Origin of the sequence: Mesorhizobium sp. B1-1-1, assembly GCF_006442955.1 — a bacterium.
In the GTDB taxonomy this organism is placed as follows: Bacteria; Pseudomonadota; Alphaproteobacteria; order Rhizobiales; family Rhizobiaceae; genus Mesorhizobium.
This window is the reverse complement of the sequence record NZ_VFWW01000007.1, coordinates 423,206-434,270: the sequence shown is the minus strand read 5'-3', so window position 1 is coordinate 434,270 and position 11,065 is coordinate 423,206. Positions and strand designations below refer to the sequence as shown.

Genomic DNA, 11,065 nt, shown 5'->3' with positions numbered 1-11,065 from the left:
AGGGGTTCGACCTCATGCATGAGGGCAAGTCGATCAGGAGTGTCGTGGTTTATTGAGGGCGGCCACACGCCGCGGGCCCGAGGACATCCCCGCTTGGACCGACAGGAGCCCTGTCGGCTTGAGAAGGCGGGCCACAGAAATGCCCGGACTTTTCGCTACCTCCAGCCTCCCGGCCAGGTCGGCGTGTTCCCAAAGTCCGGCGTCGACCGGCGGCGTGACCAAGGTGCACCTCGGTTACGCCGCCGGTGCTGTTTGCAGGGCTGAAGGTTGCGGGTGCGGCGGCCGGCAGCTATGTCGGACGGAAAGGTCATGACGAAAAGGCAGAGTTGATGAAAGTCGTTTCCACGTCCAAGTCGCATGGCGGCGTCCAGGGTGTTTATTCGCACGCTTCAGAGGTCTGCGCCTGCGACATGACCTTTGCCGTCTTCGTGCCGCCGCAGGCTAAGGATGGGCCGGTGCCGGTGCTGTGGTATCTTTCGGGTCTCACCTGCACTCATGCCAATGTCATGGACAAGGGCGAGTACCGGCGCCTGGCGGCCGAGCTTGGTCTCATCGTGGTCTGCCCCGACACCAGCCCGCGCGGTGCCGATGTGCCGGACGAGAAGGATAATTGGCAGTTCGGCTGCGGCGCCGGTTTCTATGTCGATGCGACGCAGCAGCCTTACGCCAGGAACTACCGTATGTATTCCTACGTCCTCGACGAGCTGCCGGGATTGATCGGCGCGAACTTTCCTGCCGACAGGGCGCGCCAGGGCATATCGGGGCATTCGATGGGCGGACACGGCGCGTTGACGATCGCGCTGAAGAACCCCGACCGCTTCAGGAGTTGCTCGGCCTTCGCGCCGATCGTTCAGCCGACGACTGCTGGCTGGTCGCGGCCTGCGCTCGAGAAATATCTCGGCGCCGACGACAGGGACTGGCGCGCCTATGACGCCACGCTGCTTATCGAGGACGGCCGCCGTTTTGGCGAGTTCCTGGTTGACCAGGGCACGGCCGATGGGTTCCTTGACGAAGGCCTCCGTCCGTGGCTGCTCGATGAAGCCTGCAAGAAGGCCGGCATCGACCTCACCTTGCGCATGCAGGAAGGCTACGATCATTCCTACAACTTCATCTCGACCTTCATGGACGATCACCTGAAGTGGCATGCCGCTCGGCTAGGCTGAAGAACCGCCGGGCATCATCAGCGGTAGGGCCTGTGCATCGGCGAAGGCGACATAGCCACGGCGCAAGCGGCGCACGGGTCCGCGCCCGATATCGCCGGCAAGGGCATCGTCAATCCCTATGCGATGATCGAATCCACCCGCATGCTGCTGCAATGACTTGGCCACAACCGCGGCGCCATCGTCGCTGCCATCGAGAAGGAAACTGAAAATGTCCTCGCATAGGATCGCCGTCATCGGCGGTGACGGTATCGGGCCGGAGGTCGTCGAAGCCGGCGTGAAGGTGCTGGAAGCCCTGACCGCTGTCGAGCCGGGTCTGGCCTTCGACTTCAAGCGCTTCGACTGGGGTTCCGATTATTACCGCCGCAACGGCCGCATGATGCCGCAGGACGGCCTCGGGCAATTGGAGGGTTTCGATGCGATCTATTTCGGCTCGGTCGGCGATCCGAACCTTCCCGACGACGTCACCCTCTGGGGGCTGCGCCTGGCCATCTGCCAGGGGTTCGACCAATACGCCAACGTGCGGCCGACGCGCCTCTTGCCAGGGCTGACCGGCCCGTTGCGGCCCGATCTCGGCAAGCAGATTGACTGGGTGATCGTGCGCGAAAACAGCGAAGGCGAATATGCCGGCGTCGGTGGTCGCGCCCATCGCGGACTGCCTATCGAGGTCGGCATGGATGTCGCCGTCTTTACCCGCGCCGGGATAGAACGCATCGCACGTTTCGCCTGCGAGCTTGCGCTGTCGCGCCCCCGCAAGCTTCTGACAGTTGTCACCAAGTCGAATGCGCAGCGTCACGGCATGGTTCTGTGGGACGAAGTCGTGCGCGGCGTGCTTCGCGACTATCCCGGTCTCAGCGTCGACTGGATGCTGGTGGACGCCATGACCCAGCGCATGGTCAATAAGCCCGGCAGCATCGACACGGTTTTGGCGACCAACCTGCATGCCGACATCCTCTCCGACCTGGCCGCCGCGCTGGGTGGATCACTCGGCATCGGCTCGACGTCGAACATCGATCCCTCGCGCAGCCGGCCGTCCATGTTCGAACCCATCCACGGTTCGGCCTTCGACATTGCCGGCAAGGGCGTCGCCAATCCGCTCGGATCGTTCTGGACGGCGAGCCTGATGCTTGAGCATCTCGGCGAGCAGGCCGCCGCGCGGCGCCTCATGGTTGCGATCGAGCTTGTCACGGACCGGGCGGAATATCTCAGCCCCGATCTCGGTGGCACCGCGAGCACCGCCGAGGTTACCGCCGCGGTGATCGCGGCCCTTCTCGCCAATTAGCGCGGCACGAGCAGGCAAGCACGTCACCGAGGGCGGTGGCCTCAGGGAGTTCGCGCGCCTTCGGCGTCCGTCCCCCGATATTTCACATGCTCTATGAACGCGCGCAGCTTGGGCAAGACCTGGCGTCTGTCGGGATAATACAGAAAAACGCCCGGCGTCGTGACGGCGAAGGGCGTGAGCAACGCTTGCAACCGGCCATCGGCAATCGGGGCTTCGGTGAGAGGGCCTGGCACCTGTGCAAGTCCGACACCTTGGATCGCCGCGCCAAGCAGTGTCGGGTAATCATGCGCGACCAGCGGCCCGGAGACGATTGCCTCGACGGTCTTGTTGCCGTCGATGAAGGGCCAAGGCGCGATCGATCCGTTGGAGCGGCGCATGCGCAGGCAGGCATGGCCGCGCAGATCGTCGAGGCGCTCCGGCCGTTTCTGCCGGCGCAGATAGCCAGGGCTGCCGACGACCACGAGCGGGAACGGCGGCGTCAGCCGAACCGCGACCATGTCGGCGGCGATGAACTGGCCGAGCCGGATGCCGGCGTCGAACCCCTCGGCCGCCAGGTCGACCAGCTCACCGCTTGCGGCGATCTCCACCTCTACTTCGTGATAGGCCTGGCAAAAGGATGCCACCAGCGGCTCCAGCAGGATCGGCACCACGGCGCGCGGCACAGAGAGGCGCAACAGCCCGGTCGGCCGCTGCCCAAGTTCACGTGCGACTTCGCTTGCGGCGACCAGTTCCTCGAAAGCGGGCTTTGCGCGCGAAAGGAACCGTTCGCCGGCTTCGGTCAGGCCGACGCTGCGCGTCGTGCGCATGAAGAGCGCCGCACCGACGCGCACCTCGAGCGCGCGCACCGCCTGGCTGATCGCCGATGGCGTGACGCCGAGCTCCGCGGCCGCTTTTCGGAAGCTGCGGTGTTGCGCGACGCCGAGGAACGCCTCCACGCCGTCGAGCGCACCTTTCCGGATTGTGAAGTTCTGCTTCATGCCCCGTCAACATTATCGCGAATAGTCGACCGCTGGAAGCGGGCGTAAATTGCGCCTTACATCTCTTGGGAGGCCATATGTCGCCTGCAACCATTTTCCTGTTACATCTCGCTCTAGGCTACGTGCCTTGGCTGCTCTGCGTCGGCGTGTATGTCTTGCCCCGGCTCAGATCCGTCAACCTGATCGAGGCGCAACGTGCCATCGCCACGCTGCACAGCTTCCGCTTCTTCGGGCTTGTCTTCATCGTTCCAGGCGTCGTCGGGCGCGATTTGCCGGCTGATTTCGCCACCTTCGCCGCCTATGGCGACTTCGCAACCGGAGTGTTGGCCATGCTGGCGCTTTTGACGACGAGGATACGTCCGCTGTTCTGGTTGTCCGTCGTCGCGTTCAATCTCGTGGGGACGATCGATATCGCCGTCGACTATTATCACGGCAGCCAAGCCGGTCTTCCTGAGCTGGCGGGGCAGTTGGGTGCTGCATACGCGATCCCCGTAATCTATGTCCCACTGCTGATGATCACGCACGTCGTCGCGTTCTACCTGATGGTGCGCCCCCAGATCCAGGCAGCTCGAGTCTTCGCAGGCGACGCGGCCGCATCTCCGTGAGGCAGCAAGTGCCGGTGTACCGGCGCGCCGCGGCGCAGACGCTTCGCGGCGCGCGGGTATTCGACTAATAGGTCGTGCGCCCGCCCGACAGGTCGAAGGTCGAGGCGGTGGTGAAGCTGTTTTCCTTTGAGACGAGCCAAGCGACCATGGCGGCGGCCTCGTCGACCTCCAGCAGACGGCCGCGTGGAATGCGCGAGCGCATGTATTCGATGTGCTCGGGCGTGAGCTGTTCGAGGATTCGAGTCTGCGCGGTGGCCGGCGAGATGCAGTTGACTGCAATGTCATATTGCGCGAGCTCCTTGCCGAGCGATTTGGTCATGCCGATGACCGCCGCCTTCGAAGCGGAATAGGCGGCGGCGTTGGGATTGCCTTCTTTGCCAGCGACGGAAGCGATGTTGACGATCCGCCCGTAATTGCGCGCCTTCATCCCGGGCACTACGGCGCGGTTGACGTAGAAGGTGCCGTTGACGTTGATGTCGATGATCTTCTTCCACGTCTCTATGTCGTAGCTGTCGAGCGGGGCGGCGGGACCGGCAATGCCGGCAGAATTGACCAGGATGGAGATTTTGCCGGCGCTCTCCTCGGTTTTTGCCCGCGCGGCGTCCACCGTCTCCCAATCCGCAATGTCGACGACCAGGGTCGTGGCGGCCTTGCCAAGGTCGCGCTTGGCCGCTTCGAGGCGCGCCTCGTCGACGTCCCATAAGGTGACCGTCGCGCCGGAGGCGACGAAACGTTTGGCCATCGCGAAGCCGAGGCCTTGCGCGCCTCCGGTGACCACGGCGTGTTGGCCGTCTAGATCGATCCTGTTCATGCCGAGCGTTCTTTCTGGTTGAGTGAATTGAGGTTGCCCGTTGCGGGCGGGCGATGTCGCTACATGGTGGCGCCGAGATTCCAGGGCACGAACTCATTGTCGCCGTAGCCCAGCGATTCCGATTTGGTACGCCCACCCGATGCCACGCGCAGGATCTCTGCGAAGATCTCCTGGCCTTTGTCGTCCAGCGTGACGCCGTCGAGGATGTCCCCGCAATTGATGTCCATGTCCTCGCGCATCTGCTCGAAAATGAAGGAATTGGAGGCAAGCTTGATCGAGGGCGTCGGCTTGCAGCCGAAGGCCGAACCGCGCCCGGTGGTGAAGCACAATATGTTCGCGCCGCCGGCGACCTGGCCGGTTGCCGAAACCGGATCGTAGCCGGGCGTGTCCATGAAGACGAGGCCGCGTTCGTTGATCGGTTCGGCATATTCCAGCACCGCGCGCAGATTGGTCGTCCCGCCCTTGGCGGACGCGCCGAGCGACTTCTCCAGGATCGTCGTCAACCCGCCGAGCTTGTTGCCGGGAGACGGGTTGTTGTTCATCTCCATGTCGTGCTTGGCTGTGTAGTCCTCCCACCAGCGGATACGCTCGATCAGCTTCTCGCCGACCGCGCGGTTTTCCGCACGCATGGTGAGCAGATGTTCGGCGCCGTAGATCTCCGGCGTCTCGGACAGCACCGCCGTGCCGCCTTGCGCGACAAGCAGGTCCACGGCGGCGCCAAGCGCCGGATTGGCGCTGATGCCGGAATAGCCGTCCGACCCGCCGCATTGCAGCGCGAGCACCAGTTCGGAGGCCGGTTGTGGCGTCCTTTGCGCGGCGTTGACGATGGGCAGCATATGGACGATCGCCTTGACCCCGGCCTCGACCGTGTTGCGTGTGCCGCCGGTCTCCTGGATCGTCATCGTGCGGAAGGTCGTGCTCTCCTCGATGTTGTAGGACTGCATCCAGCGCGGAATCTGGAACGCCTCGCAGCCGAGCCCGACCATCAGCACGCCGCCGACATTGGGGTTCGTGGCAAAACCCCACTGCGTGCGCTTCAAGAGGTCGTAAGCGGGGCCTTTGGTGTCGATGCCGCAGCCAGTGCCATGGACGAGTGAGATCACGCCGTCGACATTGGGATAGTCGCGCAGGATGCCGCAGCGGTTGACCTCTTCCACGATGAAGCGGGCGACACTGGCCGAACAATTCACCGAGGTCAGGACAGCGATGAAGTTGCGCGTCCCGACCTTGCCGCTCGGCCTGCGGTAACCCATGAAGCTCGCGCGCTCGGCTTCAGGGACGACAGGCGTTTGGCTGGCGTTGGTGCCGAACAGATAGTCGCGTTCGAAATTGCGCAGATATACATTGTGCTCGTGAACCCAATCGCCGGCGGCGATCGGCCCGCGGGCGAATCCGATGGTCTGTCCGTATTTCACGACCGGCTCGTCCGAAGCGATGTCGCGGATCGCCATCTTGTGGCCGCGCGGTATGCGCGCCTTCGCGGGGATGTCGCCTGCCTTGTCGCCGATCATCAACGGATCGACCGCCAGAAGGATGTTGTCGGCATGCGAAAGCTGGATGAACCGCGCCATTACGAACTCTGAAAAAGCCCCGCCGGCACAATGCCGCCGAATGGATCGGAATACTAATATAATAGATTGTCAACGGTCAAGCTGCGAACACGGCTCACCAGGCATCGGCAAGCCGGTCGGATGCCAGGTTCGGGACCTCAAACCTGCGCCGCCCGTCTCAGCGCTCAGTCGAGGTCGTCAGTCGAGAAGCTCGGCGGCGACTTCGAGCGTGTTGCGAAATGACGTCTCGAGGTGATGCTCCATTGCCTGTGCGGCGCCCTCGGCGTCGTGACGCTTCAGCGCGTCCAGAATGGCCTCGTGCTGCTCGATCGTCTGCTCGCCATAGCCGGGCTTCGGAATGGCGAGATAGCGGCCGCGATCCATCTGCGCCTTTGAGATGTCGACGGCGCGCCAGATCATCGGCAAGCCGCATATTTCAGCAATGGTGCGGTGAAAGACGTCGTCGAGCTGAATCGCTGTGGCGTACCTGCCGCGCGCAATGGCGAGCTTATGCGCGGCCATGTTGTCTTCCAGCAATTCACAGGCAGCCGGCGTCAGCTTGGCGGCGGCGCGCCTGGCGCTCTCCATCTCCAATGCACGCCGGATGACATAGGCTTCCTCGAGGTCGGCCCGGCTGATGGGAGCAACGTAGGTGCCGGTCTGCGCCAGGATCTTGACGAGCCCTTCGTCGCTGATGCGTTTGACCGCTTCGCGCACGGGCGTGCGCGAGACGCCCAGCGCTTCGGCAATTGCGATCTCATTGATGACCTCACCCGGTTTCAGCCGTCCGACGACGATCATGTTGCGGATCTTGTTGTAGATCTGGTCGCGCAGCGGGAGGGCTCGATTGAGGGTCGAAGGATCTAGATCCATGGAAAATCCCATCGTTCGTCCACCTGAAATGGCAAAATTATTCGAATGTCAAACGGAATGCACCTGCTTGCGACGCCGGGTTCGTTGCGATCCGACGCCAGTGACGGGAGCGGTCAGATCCAGCTTGCCAGAACTATTATATTAGTGCAATAGTGCCGCCCGTTGCGTGATTTTCAGCCTATGGTGAAGTGCCTGGTGCGGATGCGCTGAAAGGGGCCTTCGGGCCGGCTCGAGGTGGGCCGAACCGTGCCTGGAAGTGCATTATACTAACATAACGATGCCTGCATGCTACCAGGAAGGACCAAGCCTAGATGAGTGCCGCCGCCGATTGTGCCCTGGACATGAGAGGCATCTCCAAGACTTTTCTCGGCGTGAAGGCCCTGTCGAACGTCAATTTCGCCGTCCGGTTCGGCACCGTCCATGCGGTCGTCGGCGAGAATGGCGCCGGCAAGTCGACGCTGATGAAGGTGCTCAACGGATCCTACGCTCCGACCGCCGGCACGATCCTCGTCGGCGGCGCCGAAGTGCCCATGCGGCGTCCCGCCGACGCCCAGGCGCTCGGCATTCGCATGGTGCACCAGGAGATCAATCTTGTTCCCGACCTGACCGTCGCGGAGAACGTCTATCTCGGCCGCATGCCCGGCAAATGGAGCTGGCTGCACAAGGGCGAAATGGTCAGGAAGGCCGCCGCCGTCCTCCACGAGCTGGGCGCGGCCATCAACCCGCGCGCGCGGCTCGGCGACCTGTCGATCAGCCAGCAGCAACTGGTCGAGATCGCCAAGGCCTATGCGGCGCAGCCCAGGATCATCGTGCTGGACGAGCCGACATCGAGCCTGAGCGAGCACGAAACCGCGGCGCTGTTCCGGATCCTTCGCAAGATGCGCGATGACGGCATCGCCATCGTCTACATCAGCCATAGGCTGAAGGAGGTTCTCGAGATCGCCGACGAGGTGACCGTGCTGCGCGACGGCTCAATGATCGAGACCCGTCCGATCGACGGCATAACCGCGGCCGAGATGATCAGGCTGATGGTTGGCCGCGAGGTCGCCAACGTGTTCCCGAAAAGCCCGGCCGCGATCGGCAAGTCCGTGCTGCGTGTCGAACGCATCGGCGACGGGGCGCATTTCAGTGATGTCAGCTTCGATGTGCGCGCTGGGGAGATACTGGGCTTGACCGGACTGGTCGGGGCGGGTCGCACCGAGGTAGCACGCGCCATCTTCGGCCTGTCGCGGCTGGTGGAGGGAACGGTCAGCGTCTACGGGCGCAAGGTCGCCATCAACTCTCCTTCCGAGGCGGTGCGAGCCGGGATCGCCTACGTCCCCGAGGACCGCAAGGGCGACGGCATCATTCCGGGCATGTCGGTCCGCGAGAACATCAGCCTGTCGATATTGCGGCGTCTGACCAGCTTCGGCCGTATCAGGCGCAGCGCCGACCGTTCGCTGGCGACGACCTATGTGAAGCAGTTTTCCATTTCGCCGCCCGACGGGGAGCGGCGCATCAACCTGTTGTCGGGAGGCAACCAGCAGAAGGCGGTCATCGCCAAATGGCTCGCGGCCAAGCCCTCCGTGCTCATTCTCGACGAGCCGACGCGCGGCGTCGACGTCGGCGCCAAGGCCGAGATCCACAGCATCATCGGCCGGCTTGTCGCCGACGGCATGGCGGTGGTGATGATCTCGTCGGAACTGCCCGAAATCCTCGGCGTCTGCGATCGCGTCGTTGTGATGCGCGACGGCCGCGCATCGGAGGCGCTCGCCCGCGCCGAACTGAGCGAGGAGCGCATCATGGCGCTGGCGACGGGGGAGGCTGCATGACTGATGCGGCCATGGAGACCAGCGGGGCGAACCGCAATGACCGCTTCACGCGCGGCAGCAGGCTTGCCGATGTCCTGTCCAAGGCGGGGCTTGGCTTCGCTATCCTTGCAGTGGTGCTCTACGGCTCATTCGTCAGCCCCGCCTTCTTCACCACAGGCAATCTGCTCAACGTCCTGACCTCGATGTCCATTGTCGGCATCGTCGTTGTCGGCATGACTTTCGTGCTTGTGGCAGGCGGCTTGGCCGACCTGTCGGTGCCGGCCACCATCGCCTGCGGGGCCATCCTCTCGCTCGGGCTGCAGCCAATGATCGGGCCGGTTCCTGCCTTCGTCCTGGCGGTGGCGCTTGCGGGCCTTATCGGCCTGCTCAACGGCGTGCTGGTCGGCTATGTCGGTATCAATCCCATCATCGCCACGCTCGGCATCGGCACCATCGGGCTGGGCATCGTGCAGGCCACTGTCGGCGGCGTCATCGTCTATGGCAACAATCCCGCTTCGGCCGAATTCGCCAAGGGCCGGCTCTTCGGCGTCCCGGTCGTGGTGCTGATTTTCCTCCTGATCGCTCTCATAGGGCATTTCGTCCTCTCGCGCTCCTTCTGGGGCAGGTGGACGCTCGCCACGGGCGGCAATTACAGCGCCGCCGAGGCGAGCGCGGTGCCCGTGCGAGCGGTGAAGGCCGGTGCGTTCGTGATCACGGCGTTGGCTTCGGGCGTCAGCGGCGGCCTGCTGGGCCTGACCTTGCAAAGCGCGCGGCCGCTGATCGGCGCCGGCTACGAGTTCAGCGCCATCACCGCGGTCGTGGTCGGCGGCGTGTCGATTATCGGCGGTTTCGGCTCGGTGCCGAGGGCGATCGCGGGCCTGATCTTCGTGCAGCTTCTGACCAACGTCATGGTGCTCGACGGCGTGCGCACGCCGATCCAGGGTTTTGTCCTCGGCATCCTGATCGTCGGCGCCGTCGGCATGGACGCGGCATTGCGCAAGAGGGGGGTGGCGTGATGAGGTTCCTGGCGCTTGCCTCGCGGCACAGGGTGGTGATCATCCTCGGCCTGACGCTGATCATTTCCGCCTTGGCGGTTCCGGGTTATTTCTCCGCATCGACCCTCGGACTCGGCCTCGACCGGGCGGCGACGATCGGCCTGATCGCCATTGGACTTACGGTGCTTCTGGTCGCCGGCCAGATCGACCTCTCCGGCGGCGCGGTGTTCGCGCTGGCGGGGATCATGTCGGTCATCCTGCAGCGCGAGATCGGCATCCTGCCTGCCGCACTTGTCGGTATCCTGGTCGGCATGCTGGCAGGCGCCATCAACGGCGCGCTGGTCGTCGGGCTGAAGGTGAACTCGCTGGTGCTGACGCTGGCGACGATGCTGATCTTCCGCTCGCTCGCGCATTGGATCACCAACAGCCAGCCGGTGACCGGCACCGACATCATGCTTTCACTGGCGTTCGCCAAGATCCATCTCGAAATCTTCACCATCCGCAGTGCGCTGTTCATCGTTCTGATCGTGCTGCTGCATGTCTGGCTGACGCGTACAATACCGGGCCGAAATGTCTTTGCGGTGGGGTCCAATCCGGCGGCAGCCAAGGAGAGCGGCATCGCTTCCGATCGCATCGTTTTTCTGGGCTTCGTCTTCGCCGGGACGCTCGCCGGTCTCGCAGGCGTTCTCCAGAGCCTCGTCACCAACACCGGTTCGCCCGTCTTCGGCTCGGAACTGACGGTCGCCGTCATTGCCGCGGTCGTGGTCGGCGGAACCCGCCTCGAAGGCGGCAAGGGATCCGCGCTCGGCACGCTTGGCGGCGTGCTGACGATCGGCTCGCTGACCATCGCGATGGAGTTCCAATCCGTTCCCGCATACGTCCAGCAGGTCGTGTCGGGGCTTATCCTGATCCTGCTTGTCGTGCTCGATCGGGCCGTGACTACCAAGGGGAGGGCGCCGGGCACAGGCCCCGCGCTCATTCGCGACAATCCAATCACTCAAGGAGGAAATACATGATCGGGA

The 11,065-nt window shown here is 63.9% G+C and carries 10 protein-coding genes and 1 pseudogene; 7 read left to right on the top strand and 4 right to left on the bottom strand.

Features of this window, described 5'->3' with window-relative positions; all coding sequences use genetic code 11:
- Window positions 1-329 precede the first annotated feature (329 nt).
- The 3 genes and pseudogenes from fghA to FJ986_RS17370 all read left to right on the top strand — a co-directional run bounded on the left by fghA (window position 330) and on the right by FJ986_RS17370 (window position 2,442).
- Window positions 330-1,163 (top strand): S-formylglutathione hydrolase, encoded by an 834-nt coding sequence (gene fghA, locus FJ986_RS17380; protein WP_140675185.1) that lies wholly within the window; start codon window positions 330-332, stop codon window positions 1,161-1,163.
- Window positions 1,164-1,190: 27 nt separating this feature from the next.
- A pseudogene (locus FJ986_RS17375) lies at window positions 1,191-1,316 on the top strand (isocitrate/isopropylmalate family dehydrogenase); the annotation flags it as partial.
- Window positions 1,317-1,371: 55 nt separating this feature from the next.
- Window positions 1,372-2,442: a tartrate dehydrogenase gene (locus tag FJ986_RS17370; RefSeq protein ID WP_140514458.1), complete on the top strand. Its 1,071-nt coding sequence runs from the start codon at window positions 1,372-1,374 to the stop codon at window positions 2,440-2,442.
- 41 nt (window positions 2,443-2,483) lie between these two features.
- Here the strand turns inward: FJ986_RS17370 and FJ986_RS17365 are convergent, their stop codons facing one another.
- Complete coding sequence (locus FJ986_RS17365; RefSeq protein ID WP_140514460.1) at window positions 2,484-3,419, bottom strand: LysR family transcriptional regulator; 936 nt, start codon at window positions 3,417-3,419, stop codon at window positions 2,484-2,486.
- A gap of 77 nt (window positions 3,420-3,496) precedes the next feature.
- Between FJ986_RS17365 and FJ986_RS17360 the strand changes: the two genes are divergently transcribed.
- Window positions 3,497-4,024 (top strand): hypothetical protein, encoded by a 528-nt coding sequence (locus FJ986_RS17360; protein WP_140675183.1) that lies wholly within the window; start codon window positions 3,497-3,499, stop codon window positions 4,022-4,024.
- A 64-nt stretch (window positions 4,025-4,088) separates the two neighbouring features.
- Here the strand turns inward: FJ986_RS17360 and FJ986_RS17355 are convergent, their stop codons facing one another.
- From FJ986_RS17355 to FJ986_RS17345, 3 genes are all read right to left on the bottom strand, one after another.
- Window positions 4,089-4,835, bottom strand: a complete 747-nt coding sequence (locus FJ986_RS17355; RefSeq protein ID WP_140497539.1) for an SDR family NAD(P)-dependent oxidoreductase — start codon at window positions 4,833-4,835, stop codon at window positions 4,089-4,091.
- A gap of 59 nt (window positions 4,836-4,894) precedes the next feature.
- Window positions 4,895-6,406 carry an altronate dehydratase family protein gene (locus FJ986_RS17350; RefSeq protein WP_140514465.1) on the bottom strand — a complete coding sequence of 504 codons (1,512 nt, stop codon included), beginning with the start codon at window positions 6,404-6,406 and terminating at the stop codon, window positions 4,895-4,897.
- 177 nt (window positions 6,407-6,583) lie between these two features.
- Entirely contained in the window at window positions 6,584-7,258 is a 675-nt protein-coding gene (locus tag FJ986_RS17345; protein WP_140497544.1) for a GntR family transcriptional regulator, read from the bottom strand.
- 311 nt (window positions 7,259-7,569) lie between these two features.
- Between FJ986_RS17345 and FJ986_RS17340 the strand changes: the two genes are divergently transcribed.
- Genes FJ986_RS17340 through FJ986_RS17330 form a run of 3 tightly spaced genes read left to right on the top strand, consistent with a single transcriptional unit; the run spans window position 7,570 to window position 11,059 of the window.
- A complete protein-coding gene (locus FJ986_RS17340; RefSeq protein WP_140675180.1) occupies window positions 7,570-9,069 on the top strand; it encodes a sugar ABC transporter ATP-binding protein in 1,500 nt (499 codons plus the stop codon).
- On the top strand, window positions 9,066-10,064 hold the full coding sequence (locus tag FJ986_RS17335; protein ID WP_224617804.1) for an ABC transporter permease: 999 nt from the start codon (window positions 9,066-9,068) through the stop codon (window positions 10,062-10,064). Before FJ986_RS17340 ends, FJ986_RS17335 begins: the two co-directional genes overlap by 4 nt.
- Window positions 10,064-11,059 carry an ABC transporter permease gene (locus tag FJ986_RS17330; protein ID WP_140498090.1) on the top strand — a complete coding sequence of 332 codons (996 nt, stop codon included), beginning with the start codon at window positions 10,064-10,066 and terminating at the stop codon, window positions 11,057-11,059. The genes FJ986_RS17335 and FJ986_RS17330 overlap by 1 nt, the downstream gene beginning before the upstream one ends.
- Window positions 11,060-11,065 lie beyond the last annotated feature (6 nt).